Below are 19,989 nucleotides of genomic sequence, written 5' to 3' on the forward strand. Positions count from 1 at the left end.
AAAGATAGGAGCGCAAAGAAAATGGTGCAAAAAAGATCAGCTTTTCTTCCTTATTCATTGCCCATGATCGGGAAGGACGAAATTCAGGAGGTTATTGATACGCTTGAATCGGGCTGGCTTTCAAAGGGACCGAAAGTAGAGGCGTTTGAAAAAGCCTTTGCCGCCTGGACGGGGGCAAAGCACGCGATCGCGCTGAACTCATGTACCGCCGCTTTGTTTTTGGCCCTGAAAGCGAAAGGAATCGGTCCCGGCGACGAGGTCATCACGTCTGCCGTGACATTCAGTTCAACAGCCAATACAATCGTGCACACAGGCGCCGTTCCGGTGTTTGTTGACATCGATCCGCTTACGCTGAATGCGGACCCTAAAAACATTGAGGCGGCCGTCACCCCGCGGACAAAGGCGATTGTACCCGTTCATTTCGCCGGCCAGTCGTGTGATATGGATGAGATTCTGGCCATTGCCGAAAAGCATCAGTTATTTGTCTTAGAGGATGCCGCACATGCCGTGTATACCACTTATAAACAGAAAATGATCGGATCAATCGGTGATGCGACGGCATTCAGCTTCTACGCGACAAAAAACCTGGCAACCGGTGAAGGCGGCATGCTGACGACGGACGATGACGGGCTTGCCGATCAGATCAGGGTGCTCAGCCTTCACGGCATGAGCAAAGGCGCGTGGAACCGCTATTCTTCAAACGGAAGCTGGTACTACGAGGTCGAAACGCCCGGCTATAAAATGAATATGTTTGATCTTCAGGCAGCGCTTGGGCTTCATCAGCTGAAACGGATTGACAGCATGCAGCAAAGAAGAGCCGACATTGCGAGCCGCTACCAGGACGCCTTCAGACACATGAAAGGGCTGACCATCCCGCATGTCAGTGATGACGGACGGCATGCATGGCATCTGTATGTTCTTCAAATAGAGGAGCAGGAGGCCGGGGTCAGCCGGAACGATCTGATTTCCGCTTTAAAAGACCAATATCATATCGGCACAAGTGTTCATTTTATTCCGGTTCCGTTCCATCCGTATTATCAAAAAACGTACGGATATAAGGAAACTGACTTTCCGGCCGCGGCAGCGTATTATCACCGCACCGTGTCACTCCCTCTTTATCCGTCAATGACAGATGACGACGTTGAATACGTCATTGCAGCCGTTACGGATATCGTCAAAGGGGCTGATTAGGTGTACAGACTGAGGGAAAATCTTGCTCAGGACATGATTCATGCCTTCCTGCATCAGAAGGGCATCCAGCCGGAAGCCTATGAATCGTCGCTCTGTTTATTGGAGGAAAACAGCCTTCAAGGCGTGATTTTATATGAAAACTCTTCGTGGGAAAGTCAATTGTTCCGAAAAAATATCATCAATGTGAAGCTTGCAGCCGCAAACAGCACCGGACAGCTCAAAAGGCTGTTTCAGGAATTTTACGCGGCAAGGCGGGCGGCAGGCACTGATTTTATATTTATTAAAATACCGGCTGAAGATATCGGCGCGATGCAGGTCGTTCAGCAGCTTCCGAACGCTTATTTTGTAGGGAGTCTGCTCAAGCTCGTCAGCCCGGTGCGTGTTTATAACAGCACGCCGCCATTTGAGATTACAGAAGCCGGACCCGGCGACACGGAAGCGATCAGCCGGCTGGCCCGCGACGCCTTTACAAAAAGCAGGTATTACCAAGATCCCCGCCTCAGCTATGAAAGTGCAAACCGCCTGTTTGAAGAGTGGGCGCGGAATAACGCGGAAGGCAGAGCTTCGTTACAATTCGCCGCCACATATAAGGGAGAGACCGTGGGCTTTGTTCAGGGGCTGTCTAAAGGCGATGAATTCGTCCTTGATCTGATGGCGGTAAAGCCGGGCTTTGAAGGAAAAGGAGCGGGATTCCATTTAGCGGCGCACGTGATTGAACAATCATTGCGCTTTCAGCATAAGACTGTATCAGCGGGAACGCAGCTCCACAATGTAAGAGCCATCCGCCTGTATGAAAGAATGGGATTTAAAGCGGATGCGTCCTATTACTACTATCATGTGTGGCCCGGGAAGGAGGCGGACTGATGGCATCATGCAAAATCGGAACGAAGTCAATCGGCGAAGGTTCGCCCGTATTCATCATCGCCGAAGCCGGAATTAATCATGACGGAAAACTGAGCCAGGCGTTTGAATTGATAGATGCGGCCAGTGAGGCCGGCGCGGACGCGGTCAAGTTTCAAATGTTTCAGGCTGACAAAATGTATCAGAAAGACCCGGGCTTGTACAAAACCGCTGCGGGAAAAAACGTCTCTATTTTTTCTTTGGTGCAATCCATGGAAATGCCCGCCGAGTGGATCGAACCGCTGCTTGAATATTGTAAGAAAAAAGGCGTGCTGTTTTTAAGTACGGTATGTGACGAAGGCTCTGCCGACTTACTGTATGCGACTTCCCCTTCAGCCTTTAAAATCGCCTCCTACGAGCTGAATCATCTGCCGTTATTGAAATATGTCGCGGGGCTGAAGACCCCGATTATTTTTTCCACCGCGGGCGCTGATATTTCAGATATTCAGGAGGCTTATCAAACCATTACCGGCGAGGGGAACACAGAAATTGCGATCATGCATTGTGTGGCGAAATATCCCGCGCCGCCTGAATACAGCAATCTGAGCGTCATTCCCATGCTTGCCGCCGCATTCCCGGATGCAGTGATCGGTTTCTCCGATCACAGCGCCCATCCGTATGATGTGCCGTGCGCGGCTGTCAGGCTCGGAGCGAAACTGATTGAAAAGCATTTTACGATCGATAAAAACCTGCCCGGTGCTGATCACTCCTTCGCTCTCAATCCGGATGAATTAAAAGAAATGGTTGCGGCGATCCGCTCAGTTGAAGCGGAGCTGCGGCAGGGGCATCACGCTCCGGTGCCGGAAGTGCTGTCGGGAAGTTCTCATAAAACGACGACACCGATTGAAGGGGATATCAGAAGGTTCGCTTACAGAGGCATTTTTTCAACAGCGCCGATTCAAAAAGGCGAATATTTTACGGCGGAAAACCTTGCCGTCCTTCGTCCCGGCCAAAAACCGCAGGGGCTTCACCCGAGATATTTTGAGCTTTTAACTGACGGGGCGCGTGCGGTCAGGGATATCCCCGCCGACACGGGCATCACTTGGGATGACCTTTTGACGAAAGGCAGCCCATATGATGACTGACATTTTGTTTATCATTCAGGCGCGGATGGGAAGCGGGCGTCTTCCCGGTAAAGTGCTGAAACCGATCGGCGGGTATACGATCCTCGATATGATTGTCAAAAGGGTTCGGCAAAGCGAGTATTATGATCAATCGCGGGATAATCTGATCGTCGCCTCGTCTGACAGCAAGACCGACGACATTCTGTCTGCGCACTGCCTCAGCAAGAACTACCGTGTGCACCGCGGCAGCGAGCAGCGCGTGCTTGACCGTTTTGCACAAGTCATCGAACGAGTAAAACCGGACATCGCAGTCAGACTGACGGGGGATAACCCGTTTGTCGACCCTTCGCTGCTTGATTTTCTGATTCAATCGCATTTAGATCAGCACGCAGACTACACGTATATCTGCGGTACACCGCTCGGCATCGGCGGCGAGGCGGTAAACGCGCGCCTTTTAACGGAGATCAATGCCGACAAAACGCTGGCGGACAAATATCAGGAGCATGTCACGCTTTTAATAAGAGAATCTGCTGAGAAGTACCGGCTTCTCTTTCCTGAGCCCCCGCAGGAACTCCGGGCTCCTCACTTGCGGATGACCGTCGATACAGAAGAGGACTACAGGCTGGCCCGCGAGCTGTACGTAAAAGCGGGCTCGCGTCCTGATATTCCGGCAAGAGAATTGATCCATCTGCTGAATAGTGATCCGGAGCTCAGGGCCATTAATCAAATGATCCGGCAAAAAGAGGCTGATTAGCATGCGGGTTTTGATTTTCGCGGACGGGGGCCGTGACATCGGCATGGGGCACGCGGTCCGGATGAAGCTGCTTGCCGGTGCCATTAAGAACAATTGCTCAATAACGTTCTACACAAATAAAGAGGCTTTTTCTTATCTGTCATCTGATCAATGGGAAGTGATCATCAAGCCTGTCAAGGGACAGAAGGAATTTATTGTCCGGGAAATAAACAGGCAGGCTCCTGACCTTCTCATATTCGATCTGCTCGATATGCCGTGTGACTGGTTAGAGGAAATCAAAAAGCATTCATCGGCACGTATCGTTTTATTTGAAGAAAAACGGGAACATGTCATTCATTTATGCGATGCCGTTATAAACGGCATTTACGGAGGGCTGAAAAGCCGGACGGTTCAAATGGGCGGCGCCGTTGTATATGAAGGCCCGGAATATATCATTCTTCATCCGGGTTTTGAAAAAGCAAAGCAGCTCTATCAGCTGAGAAAAGAATGCCGGACCATATTGGTTTCATTAGGAGGAAGCGACCCGAAGAAGCTTGTCTTTAAAGTGATGGAAGCATGCCGCCGCATCCCCGATATTCAGCGAAAACGAGTGATCATCGTCATGGGCGGCGCCGCGCCTCATGCTGATGACGTGCGCGCGCATCTTACACAAATGCCTTATGCCGAGATGGTAAGGCAGACAAATGACATGGCCGCGCTTCTTTCGAGGGCTGATATGGCCGTCGTGTCCGGCGGGATCACTTTATATGAGACCATTTGTACGGGTGTGCCCTGCATCGTTCTTTCTCAAGTGGAGCATCAAACTGAGACGGCGGAAAAATTCGCCGCACGGGGGGCCGCCGTTCATCTCGGCCTTGGTGAATGCATATCAGCGGACGTTCTCGCACGGCATATGTCTGACATGGCCGCTGATTATCCGATGCGGTCCGGACTTCATCAAAACGGAAAGCCGCTGGTTGACGGCAGGGGCATCAAACGGGCGGCGGCGATTCTTTATGATTTGTGATAAAACCACACGTAAGGAAGTGTTCATGTGAAAGGTGTTATCTTAGCCGGAGGCACCGGCTCACGCCTTATGCCGCTGACAAAAGCGGTCAATAAGCATTTACTCCCTGTCGGTCCATATCCGATGATTTACTGGTCGATCATGAAGCTGGAAGAAGCGGGGATTACGGATATCTTGCTGATTACGCAAAAAGAATATATTCCGCAATTTCATAAACTTCTCGAAACCGGAGAAGAACTCGGCGTCTCAATCACATATCAGGTTCAGCCAGCCGCATCCGGCATTTCCGACGGTTTATCATACGCAAAGCGGTTTACCGGGCGCGACCCGTTTGTCCTGCTTTTGGGAGATAATATTTTTGAAGATTCTTTAAAACCTTATACGGAGCGTTTCGCAAAGCAGGGAAAAGGAGCGAAAGTGCTGCTGAAAGAAGTGGACGATCCGGAGCGCTTCGGCATCGCCGAGATTGATGAGGAAAACAAACGGATCAAGTCGATCATTGAGAAGCCGGAGCAGCCGCCGACCAGACTATGCGTCACAGGGATCTACATGTACGACGCAGAAGTGTTTTCTTATATTGAACAAATTTCCCCTTCAAAACGCGGCGAACTGGAAATTACGGATGTCAATAATTTATACATTGAACACAGTGAGCTGACGTATGATGTGTTAACGGGCTGGTGGGTGGATGCGGGCACGCATGAATCGCTCTACCTCGCCGGAAGCCTGGCGCATCAGGCATTACAGAAAGAACAGGAGCATTAATCATGACAAAATCATATTTAATTACAGGGGGCGCCGGATTTATCGGCCTTACCTTCACAAAGATGATGCTGAAAGAAACGGACGCGCAGATTACCGTCCTGGATAATCTCACGTATGCAAGCAGGCCGCTTGAAATAGAAGCTTTAAAAAAGAACGGCCGTTTCCGTTTTATCAAAGGTGACATTTCTAAAAAAGAGGACATTGACAAAGTCTTTTCCCAAATGTATGACGCTGTCATTCATTTTGCGGCTGAATCCCATGTGGACAGAAGCATAAATCAGGCAGAGCCGTTCATCACAACAAATGTGATGGGCACATACCGACTGGCCGACGCAGTGTTACAGGGAAAAGCCGGCAGGCTGATTCACATTTCCACAGATGAGGTGTACGGAGATTTGGCGCCGGATGATCCCGCTTTTACAGAGACGACGCCGCTTTCTCCGAACAATCCGTATTCCGCCAGCAAGGCAAGCTCAGACCTGCTCGTCATGTCTTATGTGAAAACTCATAAGCTTCCAGCCATCATTACAAGATGCAGCAACAATTACGGGCCGTACCAGCATCACGAAAAAATGATTCCGACCATTATCAGGCATGCCGTAAACGGCACGCCGGTTCCGCTGTACGGCGACGGGATGCAGATCAGAGACTGGCTGTTTGCCGAAGATCATTGCCGCGCCATTAAGCTTGTGCTGGAAAAAGGAACACTCGGTGACATTTACAATATCGGCGGCGGAAATGAACGGACGAATAAAGAGCTTGCGTCATTTATCATGAAGGAGCTCGGTGTCGAGGAACGGTTTGCTCATGTCGAAGACAGAAAAGGGCATGACCGCCGTTACGCCATCAATGCTTCAAAGCTGAAAAATGAGCTGGGATGGCGGCAGGACGTCACATTTGAAGAAGGAATGAGAAGAACCATTCGCTGGTATACAGACAGCCAAGACTAATCGGAAAGAAGGGGATCCGATTGACGAAGGTATTAGTAACCGGAGCGGCCGGCCAGCTGGGGCGGGAGTTATGCCGCCAGCTGAAGCGGGAAGGGTATGAAGTGATCGCCTTGACAAAAGCGATGATGAACATATCCGACCAGCGTTCGGTGCGGCACTCGTTCAGCCATTACAAGCCGGATATCGTCGTCAATACGGCGGCATACACCTCCGTTGACAAATGTGAAACGGAGCTCGACAAAGCGTATTTAATAAACGGAATCGGCGCTTATTATGCCGCGCTTGAGGCTGAAAACACCGGCGCGAAATTCATTCACATCAGCACCGATTACGTCTTCAGCGGCAAAGGAACACGGCCATACCAGACCGACGATCCCGCAGATCCGGGCACGATTTACGGAAAAAGCAAAAAACTCGGCGAAGAACTGATCCGGTTGACTGGAAAAAACCACACCATTATCAGAACATCGTGGGTGTACGGCAGCGGCGGGCACAACTTTGTCAATACGATGCTGAAACTTGCGGATACACATGATCAGGTGCGTGTCGTTAACGATCAAATCGGGGCGCCGACGTACACAAAGGATTTAGCCGAAACGGTGATCGGTCTGTTTGACAGGCCGCCGGGCTTATACCACGCCGCAAACAGCGGAGTGTGCAGCTGGTATGAATTTGCCAAGGCTATTTTTGAAGAAAGCGGCAGAACCGCCGCCGTGCTGCCCGTCACGACGGAGGAATACGGAAATGAGACGCCGCGCCCCGCTTATTCGGTGTTGAGTCTTGAGTCGATTGAACGGCAGGGGCTCGGCATGAGGCATTGGCGGGAAGCGCTGCATGATTATTTACAAAGGGAGGGACAGTGCAAGTGATCGAAGGCGTAAAAATCAAAAAGCTGATCAAACACAGCGATGACCGGGGTTTTTTCTCAGAACTCGTCCGTGACGATGAACATCTCTTAGAGCGTTTCGGGCAGGCTTCCTGGTCCAAAAGCTATCCCGGCGTCATTAAAGCATTTCACTATCATGAGAAACAGGATGACCTGTGGTTTTTTCCGACGGGTCACGCCCAGGTCGTGCTCCATGACCTTCGCGAAGAGTCGGCAACCAAGGGAGAAACGGATGTCTACTACATGGGAGAAGACAATCCGATGCTCCTTCTCATTCCCAAAGGCGTCGCACACGGGTACAGAGTGCTGGGCGAAACCCCGCTGACCATTATTTATTTCACGACGATGTCCTACAATCCGGATCAGCCTGACGAAAAAAGAATCCCGTGGAATGATGACACCATCGGATTTGACTGGCAGACGGCTCACCGGTAGCGCACAAGACGAAGACAGCGGATGTCTTCGTTTTTTTGTGCTGATTCATCTCGCGAAAAATAAATGATTGAATATTCTAAAAAATAATTTACTTCCATGGATAAAGGTGGTAGATTATTCTCAGGAAAAGAGAAACCCAATTCGCGAATGGAATCATCAGACACGCTTTTCCGGCAGAGGACGCTCTGAATCCTATATGATCTGGAGGAATTCATGATGTTAAAAAGAAAATCATTTTCTGCCTTTCTCATCAGTGCTGCGGTATTTTCAGCTGTGTTCTTGCCATCTTTTCATGCGAACGCCCAATCTGCCGTTATTGAAGCGAAAACCGTCAATAGTACGAAAGAATACGCGACGTCTGATATTGAAGTCACATACAAGCCGAATGCGCTGCTTGCCGTCGGGGCCGTTGAATTTCAATTTCCTGACGGGTTCAACGCCACTGTGAGGGACTCTGTAAACGGAAGAACACTGAAAGAAACGCAAATTCTCAACTACGGAAAAACGGTCAGACTTCCGCTTACCCTTGACTTATTGGGCGCGTCTGAATACAATCTCGTCCTGGTGCGTAAAAACCTTCCGCGCGCGGGCACGTATACAATTAAAGGCGATTACGTAAACGGTTTGGGGGCCGGCAGTCTCTATGCCGAAACAAAGCTGGTTATTGACCCGCGTTAATCCGGGATGAAAGAGGCTGACAACAGCCTCTTTTTTTACACACAAAAACCTGGCATGAATCTTGCATATAAAAAGGGGCGTAACGACAATGTGAAAGGGATTGATGGGTTTTGGTGTAAAAGCGCTTACATTTTGTTCTGCCGGTAATTGAAGCTTACACGTAAAATACGATGAGGTGATAAAACATGTCAGCCAACCCGCTTTCTAAAAGCAATCAGAAAGATGAAGAAAAAGAAGTTCTTAATTTGTTCTTGTCCACACAATCGATCATAAAAGAGGCCCTGCGCAAACTGGGCTATCCTGACAATATGTATGAACTGATGAAAGAGCCGATGCGGCTTTTGACCGTACGCATTCCCGTCAAAATGGACAATGGCTCAGTACAGGTTTTCACGGGCTACCGCTCACAGCATAATGACGCAGTCGGCCCGACAAAAGGAGGCGTGCGGTTTCATCCGGAAGTCAGTGAAGAAGAGGTTAAGGCGCTTTCGGTCTGGATGACTTTAAAATGCGGCATCACAAATCTTCCTTACGGGGGCGGAAAAGGCGGCATCATCTGTGATCCGCGGACGATGTCATTCGGAGAGCTGGAACGGCTGAGCCGCGGATATGTGCGCGCGATCAGCCAGATCGTCGGTCCGACAAAGGATATTCCGGCTCCCGACGTATATACCAACTCGCAGATTATGGCATGGATGATGGACGAATACAGCCGCCTGAGAGAATTTGATTCACCGGGATTCATTACGGGCAAACCGATCGTTCTCGGCGGTTCACAGGGGCGGGAGACGGCGACCGCGCAAGGCGTCACGATTTGTATTGAGGAAGCCGTTAAGAAAAAAGGGATTCCATTGGAAAATGCGCGGATCATCATTCAGGGGTTCGGAAATGCGGGGAGCTTTCTCGCTAAATTTATGCATGACGCCGGCGCCAAGGTGATCGGCATCTCAGACGCCCACGGCGCTTTGTATGACCCTGACGGCCTTGACATTGATTACCTGCTGGATAAGCGGGACAGCTTCGGCACGGTGACGAATCTCTTCTCGGATGTCATAACGAACAGGGAGCTGCTGGAAAAGGACTGTGATATTCTCGTGCCTGCCGCAATCTCCAATCAGATTACGGCTGAAAACGCCCATCACATTAAAGCCTCAATCATTGTGGAGGCGGCGAACGGGCCGACAACGATAGACGCCACGAAAATCCTGAATGAAAGAGGCGTGCTTCTCGTGCCGGATATTTTGGCAAGCGCCGGCGGCGTGACGGTGTCTTATTTTGAATGGGTGCAAAATAATCAAGGCTTTTACTGGTCTGAGGAGGAAGTCGCCGGAAAACTGCGCAGCGTCATGGTGAATTCGTTTGAATCCATTTATCAGACAGCGCATACCCACAAAGTCGATATGCGTTTGGCCGCCTATATGACGGGCATCAGAAAGTCGGCTGAAGCGGCCCGGTTCCGCGGCTGGGTATAAGTGTTACCCGCAAAGAGATTTTGCGTCAGTTATATAGCAGATCGCAAAATTTCTTTGCGTTTTCAGATTGCAGCTGACAGATTCGGACAAGCTTCGTCCGCTTTCGGCAAAGATTTTCTTATTTTTATCACAAATTGCTATGCTGGTATGCTTCTTGCATCTTCATAAAGCGTGAGCACACATTACAAAATACGGGGAGGAATTCTAATGACAGTTTCATACGCACACGAACCATTTACAAATTTTCAGGAAGAGACAAATAAACAATCGTTTCAGGAAGCGCTGGCTTATGTGAATTCACAGCTCGGCAAGCATTATCCGCTTATCATCAACGGTGAAGCGATTGAAACGGATAAAAAGATCATTTCCGTCAATCCGGCAGATAAAAAAGAAGTGATCGGTTCTGTATCGGCAGCCGGAAAAGAACTTGCGGAAAAGGCCATGCTGGCTGCGCTGCAGGCATTTCAAACATGGAAAAAAGTACGGCCGGAACACCGCGCGAATGTGCTGTTTAAAGCGGCGGCGATCATCCGCAGAAGAAAGCACGAATTCTCCGCGTATCTAGTGAAAGAAGCCGGAAAACCGTGGAAGGAAGCGGATGCTGATACGGCGGAAGCGATCGACTTTTTAGAGTATTACGCCCGTCAGATGCTGAAACTGAAAGACGGTTCCCCTGTAAAGAGCCGTGACGGAGAATATAATCAGTATCACTATGAGCCGCTTGGGGTGGGAATCGTCATTTCTCCATTCAACTTCCCGCTTGCGATCATGGCGGGAACGGCGGCGGCAGCCATCGTAACAGGCAACACGATACTGCTGAAACCGGCGGATGCGGCGCCTGTCGTGGCGGCGAAATTTGTTGAAGTGATGAAAGAAGCGGGCCTGCCGGACGGCGTGCTCCAATTCATACCGGGCGACGGAGGAGAAATCGGCGACTATCTGGTTGAGCATCCAAAGACGAGATTTGTGTCGTTTACAGGCTCCCGCGCGGTCGGATGCCGCATCTATGAACGCGCCGCAAAAGTACAGCCGGGCCAAAAGTGGCTGAAACGGGTCATTGCCGAAATGGGAGGGAAAGATACGGTGCTTGTAGACAGAGATGCTGATCTTGATCTTGCCGCTTCCTCAATCGTGTATTCCGCCTTCGGATTCTCAGGCCAAAAATGTTCAGCCGGTTCCCGTGCGGTCATTCATCAGGACGTCTATGATGAAGTTGTTGAAAAAGCCGTCGCTTTAACAAAATCACTCACCGTCGGAAGTCCGGAAGATTTTGATACATACATGGGGCCAGTCATCCACGAAGCATCTTATAATAAAGTCATGAGGTATATCGAAATCGGCAAAACAGAAGGAAAACTCCTGACGGGAGGCGAAGGTGATGACTCAAAAGGATACTTTATTCAGCCGACCATTTTTGCGGATGTTGATGAAAACGCCCGCCTGATGCAGGAGGAAATTTTCGGGCCGGTCGTCGCGATCTCAAAAGCCCGTGATTTCGACCATATGCTTGAGATTGCCAATAATACCGATTACGGACTGACGGGCGCTCTGTTATCGAAAACCCGCGCGCACATTGAACGCGCCCGCGAAGATTTTCACGTCGGGAATCTATACTTCAACCGCGGCTGTACGGGAGCGATTGTCGGATACCAGCCGTTCGGCGGCTTTAATATGTCAGGAACCGATTCAAAAGCCGGAGGACCTGACTATCTGATTCTTCATATGCAGGCAAAAACAACGTCTGAAGCCTATTAATCTTTCGGAAATAGCGCGATGAAAAAGAGAGTCGCGCTATTTTCTCTATATGAGGGTAAGGAGGATGGAACATGTATCAGCAGCTCAGCAAAATGCTTCCGGAGGAGAAAATAGAAGCTATTACGAAATCACTGGTGGCGTTAAACAGCATTAACGGCACATTGGGAGAAGGAAAAAAAGCCGACTATATCAAAGATATGATCAAGAGCTTTCCCTACTTTCAGGAGAACCCGTCACATGTGTGGGAGCAGGCGATTCCTGAGGACCCTTACGGCCGCAAAAATATTTTCGCATTTATTGAGGGAAACGGCGACAGCCTGAATACGGTCATTTATCACGCTCATCTTGATACGGTCGGCATCGAGGATTTCGGCCCTTTAAAAGATATCGCTTTTGATTCCGACCGTCTCGCGGAGTATTTCTCAAACTATGAATTTGATCGTGATGTGCAGCGGGACGCCCGCTCAGGCGAGTGGATGTTCGGAAGGGGTTCGGTTGATATGCAGAGCGGTATTGCCGTTCATCTCGCCAATCTGCTTCACTTTTCTGAACGGCGCGATCAGCTGCCGGGCCATATTCTGTTCATGGCAAACCCGGATGAAGAAAGCCAGCATTCCGGCATTTTAACCAGCATTTCTGAATTAAAACGGCTGAAACAAGAAAAGCAGCTTCGTTATTTAGCAGCGATTAATAACGACTTCATCACGCCGCTGTATGAGGGTGACACGACAAGGTACATCTACACGGGCGCGGCAGGGAAGCTTTTGCCTTGCTTTGCGATTTACGGGCGGGAGGTGCATGTCGGAGATACGCTGTCCGGCATCGATCCGAATTTGATCGCGTCAGAAATCACCAGAAGAGTTCATAACAATATTCATATGGCGGAAAACATTGAGGGAGAGCTTGTGCTTCCGCCGACCTGCCTCTACCAGCGTGACAACAAGGAAGCGTATAACGTGCAGACCGCCGTCAGCAGCTATGTCTATTTTAATTATTTTATTTACGAGAAAACCGCCAAAGAAGTCATGGATCAGCTGACTGCGGTGGCTGACGAAGCCTGCAAAGAGACAGAACGAAAATTATCTGATTATTACGACGAATACTGTGAGAGAACGAGCCTGCCGAAAAAAGAGATGTCATGGAACGTTCAAGTGTACAGTCTGGAAGATTATCTGAAAAGGCTGAGAAGCCGCGGGATAGACCCGGCGCAGTGTATCGAGCAGGCATTTAAAACATATGAACATCTTGAACTGCGGATGAGATGTTTTAAAGCCGTCGAGGAACTGCAAAAACTCGATCCTGAGCAGGGAGCCAAGGTCATTATTTTCTATGCGCCGCCTTACCTTCCGCACAATTATCTGAAGGAAGAGAGCACACGGGACCGGCTTTTGCAACATGTCATTCAAGAAGCCGTCGATAAAACAGCGGCATCAACCGGAGAAACCTTCGCCTTTAAAAAGTTTTTCCCATATTTAGCGGACGGAAGCTTTTTATCGCTGCATGAAACAGACGAGGAGGTCTCCGCCTTTACCGATAATTTTCCGGGCTGGGATGTCATCGGGACGATTCCTTTTAAAGAAATCAGGGAATTGAATATTCCGTCGGTCAATATAGGGGTATACGGAAAGGACGGCCATAAATGGACGGAACGCGTGTACAAGCCGTACACATTCCATGTGCTGCCGGAGCTCATTCAGCAGACGACAATGCACCTTTTGCACAGCTACCGATTAGACATACGCACAAATGGCTGACATAACGGAATAAGGGGGATGTATATGCAGGGAGATACCAATCAAACTGAATTGCAGCGCACGATGAAGGGCCGGCATTTGTTTATGATCGCCCTCGGCGGCGTGATCGGGACGGGGCTTTTTCTGGGCTCCGGTTTTACGATCAGTGAAGCGGGGCCGATCGGCGCGATATTGGCTTATGTGATCGGCGGATTTTTAATGTATCTGGTGATGCTTTGTTTGGGGGAGCTCGCGGTCGCCATGCCGGTCGCAGGATCATTTCAGGCGTATGCCGCAAAGTTTCTCGGGCCGTCGACGGGTTTTACGATCGGATGGATGTACGCATTCAGCTGGGCCAATACAGTGGGGCTTGAACTGACGTCGGCGGGGATTTTAATGCAGCGGTGGTTTCCGGCCGTTCCGATTTGGGTGTGGTGCCTTGTATTCGGCGTCGTCATTTTTTCCATTAACGCCCTGTCTGCGCGGAGTTTTGCGGAAATGGAATTTTGGTTTTCCAGCATTAAGGTCATGGCCATTGTATTGTTTATTATTCTCGGCTGCGCTGCGGTATTCGGCTTTGTCGGTTTTAACGGCGGGCAGACGGCTCCGTATCTGTCAAACTTTACGACGGACAAAGGGCTTTTCCCGAACGGCGCCCAAGCCGTGCTGTTTACCCTTGTCATGGTGAATTTTTCATTCCAGGGCACCGAGCTGGTCGGAATCGCCTCGGGAGAAAGCGAAAATCCGGAAAAGACGCTTCCCCGCTCCATCCGAAACGTCATATGGCGGACGCTGTTTTTCTTCGTGCTGGCGATGTTTGTTCTCGTGTCCATTTTGCCGTACCAAACGGCAGGCGTCATCGAAAGCCCGTTTGTGGCTGTGCTGGATAAAATCGGCGTTCCCTATGCGGCTGATATCATGAACTTTGTCATTCTGACCGCCATGCTGTCGGTGGCGAATTCCGGGCTGTACGCTTCGTCCAGAATGATGTGGTCCCTGTCAAAAACTAAGATGGGCCCCGCTTCCTTAACGAAACTGACGAAAAAAGGCGTGCCTCTGAAAGCTCTTTCCATCACCATCGCTATCTCCGGTTTATCCCTGCTGACAAGTGTATTCGCGGCTGTAACGGTGTATGTGTGGCTCATTTCCATCTCCGGTATGATTACCGTCGTCGCGTGGATGTCAATCTGCGCTTCTCAATTCGTTTTCCGGAGACGCTTTCTCGCTGAAGGAGGAAATCTGAAAGACCTGGCATTTAAAACGCCTCTTTATCCGATCGTGCCGATTCTCGGATTTTCGGTTTACGGTCTTATCTTAATCAGTCTCATCTTTATTCCCGACCAGCGTATCGGTCTGTACTGCGGCGTCCCGCTGATGATCATCTGTTACGCGTATTATCACTTCGGTATCAAAAAACGCCTGAAGCGTGAGCCGGCTTCTTCGGAAAAAGGCGCTGCCGGATAAGAAAAAAAGCCCTTCGCTTAAAGCGGCGGGCTTTACTTTGTTTTCCGTTTGGCCGACAGCACATAGGATAGAACGGCACAGAACTCAAAACCGAAAATGCTGACAGCCATCGGCCAGGCATTTTCTTCTCCGGCAATACCGACAAGGGGAGCGGCAGCCGCACCCCCGATAAAGGGCAGGAGTCCGAGAAGAGCCGCAGCGCTTCCCGCGCCTTTCTCCTGTTTCTGCATAGCCAGAGAAAACCCCGTCGTCGTGACGATCCCGACAGAAGAAACAATGATGAATAAAGAAATGCAGACCGCCGTCAGGCCTAAACCAAACGCAAGTGATAAAAGCAAAGCGATGCTTCCGATGACGGCGATCAACAGCCCGGAGACAAACAGCTTCCGTTCATCATGTGTTTTAGCCATCCGTCCGGTGATTTGGGTGGCGCATATGATTCCCGCACCGTTTACGGCGAACAGCAGGCTGAACATTTGCGCTGATACGCCGTAGATGTTTTGCAGTACAAACGGCGACCCGGCAATGTATGCGAACATGCCGATCATCACAAATGCCTGGCTGAGCGCAAATCCCATAAACATCCGGTCGCCAAGCAGGCCGCGAAACGTCATCAGCGTCTCCCGGAGTCCGCCGCTTGTCCGCTTTTCCGGCGGGAGTGATTCAGGCAACGCCGTAAGCACGGCGGCAGAAATGATACAGCCGATCACCGCCAGCACGATAAATACGATTTTCCAGCCGGCGAACTGAAGGATAAATCCCCCTGTAATCGGCGCTAAAATCGGCGCCGCCCCATTGACGAGCATCAGTAATGAGAAAAAAGCTGTCAATTCTTTTCCGGAATACATATCGCGTGCGGAAGCCCGTGCGATGACGATTCCGGCCGCCCCGGTGAATCCTTGAATAAACCTCATGACAATTAAAAACGAAACAGAAGGGCTGAAGGCGCATAATAAAGAAGACAGCGTATAAAGCAGCAATGACAGAATCAGCGGCTTCCGGCGCCCGATCATATCACTGAGCGGCCCGACAACGATCTGCCCGACCGCCAGCCCCAAAAGACAGAACGTCAGGCTCAGCTGCGCAAGTGACGCTGTCGTATGAAGATCGGCCGCCACTTCAGGCAAAGCGGGCAGATACATATCGAGCGAAAGCGGCCCGAATGAAGCGAGCGTCCCGAGAATCAGTACCATGCCGAGGCCTGCGCGGGCGGCCTTTGAATCAGCGTTATTCATTCCATGACCCCCACCTTAACAAATGATTCTATCACTATAGCATAACCGGACGGCGTATTTTATATTATTTGTTGAATATAAACTAAATATTTTATTTAAAATCTGAATGTAAATAAAAAATCAGAATTGGTTTTCATGTGAAATGTAAAATGAAACATAAGGATGCTAAACTATAAAACAACAAAAGGTAGAAAAGTTTTACGGAAGAGGTGTTCACAGAGCATGAACAGCAAACAAACCGATCACATCGAAACGAAACGCCGATTTCCGATCTGTCTCGCGCTTGCTTTGACATTAGGCGTATTTGCCGCGGGTTCTGAAGAGCTGGTGATTTCTCCGCTGCTTCCGGATTTAGCGCGGGCTTTCAGCTCGGATGTCAGTGTGCTGGCGCTTTCCATCAGTATTTACGGAGTGATGATTTTTATCGGCGCGCCGCTTCTCGTTCCGCTGGGAGATAAATATTCCCGGGAGCTCAGCCTGCTGGCGGGGCTGCTTATATTTACGGCCGGCACGGTGATCTGCGCGCTGGCGCACAATCTCTTTTTCTTCTTTCTGGGCAGGGCGCTTTCCGGGCTTGCGGCGGGTGCGTTTGTGCCGACAGCTTATGCGGTGGTCGGCGACCGTGTGCCTTATGCGTACCGCGGCAAGGTGATGGGTCTGATCGTGTCAAGCTGGTCGCTCGCTTTGATTTTCGGCGTTCCGATCGGCTCTTTTATCGGCGGCGTTTTGAATTGGCGGTGGACGTTTTGGATTTTCGCCCTCATGTCTGTCCTCGTTGCTTCGCTCATTTTCATTGAGGCGCGCCGCAGTACGGAGGATGGGGATAAAACAGAAGAGGAAAACGGACGGCAGGCAGGCACTTTCCGGGATGCGCTGAAGGTGCCCCGTGTCCCTGTATACCTCACGATCACTTTTTGCAACATGATCGGTTTTTACGGCATGTATTCCTTTCTCGGCACCTATCTTCACCGCATGCTCCCGGGGGGAAATACAGCTTCAGGGCTGCTGATCATGGTGTACGGAATCGGTTTTTCCATGAGCGTGTTCACCGGAAAAATCGCAGATAAGGCGGGGAAAATGCGCTCTTTGATCGCGGCATTGGCCGTGATCAGCATATGGCTTTCCTGTCTCGCCTATGCGCCGTCATCAATGCCGTTTTTGGTCATCGGGTTATTCGTCTGGGGATTGATGCAAAGCCTGACGGTGACCTTGCTCAGCACCATTTTAAGTGATTGCTCACAGAGCCGCCGGGGCAAAATCATGGCATTTTACAGCCTGGCGTCCAATTTGGCCGTCACCTTGGGTTCTGCTGTCATGGGTCCGGTCTATGTCGGATACGGATATGCAGCTGTCGGATTTATCTGTGCGGCCGTCACCCTCATCGGCTTTGTCCTCAGCGTTTTCGCATACAGAAGGTATGGGAAATATGAGCATCAGGCCGACCAATCATTGTATCGGTAAAATAAAGTTTCTATAATTTTGTAAATGTTAATTTTTAACACCTTATATCTTAAGGTGTTTTTTAATATATAGGAATAATTATCAATATTTTCAAATAATATTGACAGCTTGAACGTCTATGGATAATATTTACTTAAAATTTAACAGATTGGTTGGTGCTCATGATTATATTGGATAATAGCATTCAAACAAAAAGCAAGGCTTATTCAATATCTAAACTGATTACGATCAACACGCTCGGTCCTGAAGGGACAAGCAGTGAGTACGCAGCAAAAAACTTCATCACCAATTTTACCCTTCTCCAAGGGGTGAACAGTAAATTATCACTGCATGATACATTTGAATCGTGCATTGAAAAAACGCTTCAAAGTCCGCTGGAATACACAATTGTGCCTCACGCGTATGACGGCATTAAGCACTTCTACATGAGACCGGATCTGCAGCTTCTGCAAATTTTCAGGTGCGACACCCCGATGTACGGCCTGGCTGTCCGGCCCGGTTTTGAATATACGGATGACATGCTTGATAAGGCTGTCATCGTATCCCACCCGTCTCCTATCAATTTGATTAAGTATTTTACCCGTAAAGATGTCACGTTTGATCTGGTGAACTCAACGAGCGCAGCCGCGAAAAGAGTGAAGGACGGTTTGTCCGACATCGCGCTGACAAATGAGCTGGCCAGACAAAAGTACGGCCTTCACTTTGTCAAAACATTTAAAAGCATTCCCATGAGCTGGTCATTATTCGGAAAAGGAGAGATTCATGATGAAAACTGAACAAGATTTGCAGGAACTTTATTTCCCGACGCCTAAATTAATAGAATGGGATAACGGAGTAAGACAATATTCGTCCGTCAGAGGCGATACGGAAGTTCTGCTTTCTTACGTTCCGCCGCATACAAACGTGGAACCGCATCAGCATAAGGAAGTCCAAATCGGCCTTGTCGTTTCCGGCGAGCTGTCCATGACTGTCGGAGATGTCACAAGAAAGATGACCGCGCTGGAATCAGCCTATATCGCGCCTCCTAACGTGCCTCACGGCGCAAGAAATGAGACGGATCAAGAAGTGATCGCCATTGATATTAAACGCCTGAAAGCCGGTGAAACCTACACAAGCCCCGAGGACTATTTTTTGAATATTTTTAAAACGAGAGACTTATTGCCTGGGATGGAAGTCACGTTCTTCGTGGAAGACTGGGTGGAAATCATGCTTGCCAACATTCCGGGCAATGGAGGAGAAATGCCGTTTCATAAACACCGCAATGAACAGATCGGCATCTGCATCGGCGGCGGCTATGATATGACCATTGAAGGCTGCAAAGTGGATATGACATTCGGTACAGCTTATTTCTGCGATCCGAGAGAAGATCACGGCGCCATCAACAGATTTGAAAAAGATTCAAAATCAGTCAATATCTTTTTCCCTCCGCGCTATAACAGAGCAAAAGCGAAAAAATTAGAGGCGAAAGAGTCATGAACCTGACGGATAAAACCGTCCTCATCACAGGGGGCGCATCAGGCATCGGTTATGCCGCGGTTCAGGCGTTTCTGAATCAAGAGGCAAATGTGGTCGTCGCGGATATTGATGAGACGCAGGGAGAAGCGATGATCCGGAAAGAAAACAATGACAGGCTGCATTTTGTCCGGACGGATATTACAGATGAACCGGCATGTCAAAACGCCATCCGGTCAGCGGTTGATAAGTTCGGCGGATTGGATGTGTTAATCAATAACGCCGGCATCGAAATTGTCGCCCCGATTCATGAGATGGAGCTGAGCGATTGGGACAAAGTGCTCAACGTCAATCTGACGGGCATGTTTCTTATGAGCAAGCACGCGCTCAAGTATATGCTCAAAAGCGGCAAGGGCAATATCATTAACACGTGCTCCGTCGGAGGAGTCGTCGCATGGCCCGACATTCCCGCATATAACGCTTCTAAAGGCGGCGTATTGCAGCTGACGCGTTCGATGGCCGTCGATTACGCCAAACACAACATCCGTGTCAATTGCGTGTGCCCGGGAATCATTGACACACCTTTGAATGAAAAGTCGTTCCTTGAAAACAACGAAGGCACGCTTGAAGAAATCAAAAAAGAAAAAGCGAAAGTCAATCCGCTGCTGAGACTCGGCAAGCCTGAAGAAATAGCGAACGTCATGCTGTTTCTCGCTTCGGATTTATCAAGCTATATGACCGGAAGCGCGATCACCGCAGACGGTGGATACACCGCACAATAGAGAAGG

19 protein-coding genes are annotated in these 19,989 nt (G+C 49.8%); 18 read left to right on the top strand and 1 reads right to left on the bottom strand.

All coding sequences use genetic code 11. The annotated features are described in order from the left end of the window. Positions 1 to 21 precede the first annotated feature (21 nt). The 14 genes from OVA33_RS06135 to OVA33_RS06200 all read left to right on the top strand — a co-directional run bounded on the left by OVA33_RS06135 (position 22) and on the right by OVA33_RS06200 (position 15,053). Positions 22 to 1,191 (top strand): DegT/DnrJ/EryC1/StrS family aminotransferase, encoded by a 1,170-nt coding sequence (locus OVA33_RS06135; RefSeq protein WP_063636525.1) that lies wholly within the window; start codon positions 22 to 24, stop codon positions 1,189 to 1,191. Continuing rightward, positions 1,192 to 2,055 carry a GNAT family N-acetyltransferase gene (locus tag OVA33_RS06140; RefSeq protein ID WP_017418668.1) on the top strand — a complete coding sequence of 288 codons (864 nt, stop codon included), beginning with the start codon at positions 1,192 to 1,194 and terminating at the stop codon, positions 2,053 to 2,055. Next, the gene (locus OVA33_RS06145; RefSeq protein WP_061861643.1) at positions 2,055 to 3,176 is read left to right on the top strand and encodes an N-acetylneuraminate synthase family protein; all 1,122 of its coding nucleotides are present in this window, start codon (positions 2,055 to 2,057) and stop codon (positions 3,174 to 3,176) included. The genes OVA33_RS06140 and OVA33_RS06145 overlap by 1 nt, the downstream gene beginning before the upstream one ends. Then, positions 3,169 to 3,909 carry a cytidylyltransferase domain-containing protein gene (locus OVA33_RS06150; protein ID WP_164967574.1) on the top strand — a complete coding sequence of 247 codons (741 nt, stop codon included), beginning with the start codon at positions 3,169 to 3,171 and terminating at the stop codon, positions 3,907 to 3,909. The genes OVA33_RS06145 and OVA33_RS06150 overlap by 8 nt, the downstream gene beginning before the upstream one ends. Before the next feature lies 1 nt (position 3,910). Further along, the gene (locus OVA33_RS06155) at positions 3,911 to 4,915 is read left to right on the top strand and encodes a PseG/SpsG family protein (RefSeq protein ID WP_025649403.1); all 1,005 of its coding nucleotides are present in this window, start codon (positions 3,911 to 3,913) and stop codon (positions 4,913 to 4,915) included. A gap of 27 nt (positions 4,916 to 4,942) precedes the next feature. Continuing rightward, complete coding sequence (locus tag OVA33_RS06160; RefSeq protein WP_025649402.1) at positions 4,943 to 5,680, top strand: sugar phosphate nucleotidyltransferase; 738 nt, start codon at positions 4,943 to 4,945, stop codon at positions 5,678 to 5,680. Between the two features lie 2 nt (positions 5,681 to 5,682). Beyond that, positions 5,683 to 6,630 (top strand): dTDP-glucose 4,6-dehydratase, encoded by a 948-nt coding sequence (gene rfbB, locus OVA33_RS06165; protein WP_025649401.1) that lies wholly within the window; start codon positions 5,683 to 5,685, stop codon positions 6,628 to 6,630. A gap of 20 nt (positions 6,631 to 6,650) precedes the next feature. After that, complete coding sequence (rfbD, locus tag OVA33_RS06170) at positions 6,651 to 7,499, top strand: dTDP-4-dehydrorhamnose reductase (RefSeq protein ID WP_104842926.1); 849 nt, start codon at positions 6,651 to 6,653, stop codon at positions 7,497 to 7,499. Next, the gene (locus OVA33_RS06175) at positions 7,496 to 7,951 is read left to right on the top strand and encodes a dTDP-4-dehydrorhamnose 3,5-epimerase family protein (protein WP_003150986.1); all 456 of its coding nucleotides are present in this window, start codon (positions 7,496 to 7,498) and stop codon (positions 7,949 to 7,951) included. Before rfbD ends, OVA33_RS06175 begins: the two co-directional genes overlap by 4 nt. A 216-nt stretch (positions 7,952 to 8,167) precedes the next feature. After that, positions 8,168 to 8,629: a biofilm surface layer hydrophobin BslB gene (bslB, locus tag OVA33_RS06180; RefSeq protein ID WP_003150988.1), complete on the top strand. Its 462-nt coding sequence runs from the start codon at positions 8,168 to 8,170 to the stop codon at positions 8,627 to 8,629. A gap of 185 nt (positions 8,630 to 8,814) precedes the next feature. Further along, positions 8,815 to 10,101, top strand: coding sequence for a Glu/Leu/Phe/Val family dehydrogenase (locus tag OVA33_RS06185; RefSeq protein ID WP_014419156.1), 1,287 nt, complete (start codon positions 8,815 to 8,817; stop codon positions 10,099 to 10,101). A gap of 207 nt (positions 10,102 to 10,308) precedes the next feature. Then, entirely contained in the window at positions 10,309 to 11,856 is a 1,548-nt protein-coding gene (pruA, locus tag OVA33_RS06190) for an L-glutamate gamma-semialdehyde dehydrogenase (protein ID WP_017418678.1), read from the top strand. Between the two features lie 71 nt (positions 11,857 to 11,927). Beyond that, positions 11,928 to 13,610, top strand: coding sequence for a M20 family metallopeptidase (locus OVA33_RS06195; RefSeq protein ID WP_025649397.1), 1,683 nt, complete (start codon positions 11,928 to 11,930; stop codon positions 13,608 to 13,610). A 24-nt stretch (positions 13,611 to 13,634) separates the two neighbouring features. Beyond that, the gene (locus tag OVA33_RS06200) at positions 13,635 to 15,053 is read left to right on the top strand and encodes an amino acid permease (RefSeq protein ID WP_017418679.1); all 1,419 of its coding nucleotides are present in this window, start codon (positions 13,635 to 13,637) and stop codon (positions 15,051 to 15,053) included. Positions 15,054 to 15,085: 32 nt separating this feature from the next. On the opposite strand, the gene OVA33_RS06205 is transcribed toward OVA33_RS06200, so the two are convergent. After that, on the bottom strand, positions 15,086 to 16,288 hold the full coding sequence (locus OVA33_RS06205; RefSeq protein WP_017418680.1) for a multidrug effflux MFS transporter: 1,203 nt from the start codon (positions 16,286 to 16,288) through the stop codon (positions 15,086 to 15,088). Between the two features lie 222 nt (positions 16,289 to 16,510). On the opposite strand from OVA33_RS06205, the gene OVA33_RS06210 reads away from it, so the two are divergent. The 4 genes from OVA33_RS06210 to bacC all read left to right on the top strand — a co-directional run bounded on the left by OVA33_RS06210 (position 16,511) and on the right by bacC (position 19,983). After that, positions 16,511 to 17,749, top strand: a complete 1,239-nt coding sequence (locus tag OVA33_RS06210) for an MFS transporter (RefSeq protein ID WP_063636524.1) — start codon at positions 16,511 to 16,513, stop codon at positions 17,747 to 17,749. A gap of 161 nt (positions 17,750 to 17,910) precedes the next feature. Then, entirely contained in the window at positions 17,911 to 18,525 is a 615-nt protein-coding gene (locus OVA33_RS06215; RefSeq protein WP_017418682.1) for a bacilysin biosynthesis protein BacA, read from the top strand. Then, complete coding sequence (locus tag OVA33_RS06220) at positions 18,515 to 19,225, top strand: 3-((4R)-4-hydroxycyclohexa-1,5-dien-1-yl)-2-oxopropanoate isomerase (RefSeq protein ID WP_003151000.1); 711 nt, start codon at positions 18,515 to 18,517, stop codon at positions 19,223 to 19,225. Before OVA33_RS06215 ends, OVA33_RS06220 begins: the two co-directional genes overlap by 11 nt. Beyond that, positions 19,222 to 19,983 carry a dihydroanticapsin 7-dehydrogenase gene (bacC, locus tag OVA33_RS06225; RefSeq protein ID WP_128974137.1) on the top strand — a complete coding sequence of 254 codons (762 nt, stop codon included), beginning with the start codon at positions 19,222 to 19,224 and terminating at the stop codon, positions 19,981 to 19,983. The genes OVA33_RS06220 and bacC overlap by 4 nt, the downstream gene beginning before the upstream one ends. Positions 19,984 to 19,989 lie beyond the last annotated feature (6 nt).

It is taken from the genome of Bacillus sp. KICET-1 (genome assembly GCF_027721405.1).
In the GTDB taxonomy this organism is placed as follows: domain Bacteria; phylum Bacillota; class Bacilli; order Bacillales; family Bacillaceae; genus Bacillus; species Bacillus velezensis.

Bases quoted from the DNA above. Each gene is read 5' to 3' on its own strand.
- OVA33_RS06135 (WP_063636525.1), top strand. From the start codon at position 22: ATGGTGCAAAAAAGATCAGCTTTTCTTCCTTATTCATTGCCCATGATC.
- OVA33_RS06145 (WP_061861643.1), top strand. From the start codon at position 2,055: ATGGCATCATGCAAAATCGGAACGAAGTCAATCGGCGAAGGTTCGCCC.
- OVA33_RS06150 (WP_164967574.1), top strand. From the start codon at position 3,169: ATGACTGACATTTTGTTTATCATTCAGGCGCGGATGGGAAGCGGGCGT.
- OVA33_RS06155 (WP_025649403.1), top strand. From the start codon at position 3,911: ATGCGGGTTTTGATTTTCGCGGACGGGGGCCGTGACATCGGCATGGGG.
- rfbB (WP_025649401.1), top strand. From the start codon at position 5,683: ATGACAAAATCATATTTAATTACAGGGGGCGCCGGATTTATCGGCCTT.
- bslB (WP_003150988.1), top strand. From the start codon at position 8,168: ATGTTAAAAAGAAAATCATTTTCTGCCTTTCTCATCAGTGCTGCGGTA.
- OVA33_RS06185 (WP_014419156.1), top strand. From the start codon at position 8,815: ATGTCAGCCAACCCGCTTTCTAAAAGCAATCAGAAAGATGAAGAAAAA.
- pruA (WP_017418678.1), top strand. From the start codon at position 10,309: ATGACAGTTTCATACGCACACGAACCATTTACAAATTTTCAGGAAGAG.
- OVA33_RS06195 (WP_025649397.1), top strand. From the start codon at position 11,928: ATGTATCAGCAGCTCAGCAAAATGCTTCCGGAGGAGAAAATAGAAGCT.
- OVA33_RS06200 (WP_017418679.1), top strand. From the start codon at position 13,635: ATGCAGGGAGATACCAATCAAACTGAATTGCAGCGCACGATGAAGGGC.
- OVA33_RS06205 (WP_017418680.1), bottom strand. From the start codon at position 16,288: ATGAATAACGCTGATTCAAAGGCCGCCCGCGCAGGCCTCGGCATGGTA.
- OVA33_RS06210 (WP_063636524.1), top strand. From the start codon at position 16,511: ATGAACAGCAAACAAACCGATCACATCGAAACGAAACGCCGATTTCCG.
- OVA33_RS06215 (WP_017418682.1), top strand. From the start codon at position 17,911: ATGATTATATTGGATAATAGCATTCAAACAAAAAGCAAGGCTTATTCA.
- OVA33_RS06220 (WP_003151000.1), top strand. From the start codon at position 18,515: ATGAAAACTGAACAAGATTTGCAGGAACTTTATTTCCCGACGCCTAAA.
- bacC (WP_128974137.1), top strand. From the start codon at position 19,222: ATGAACCTGACGGATAAAACCGTCCTCATCACAGGGGGCGCATCAGGC.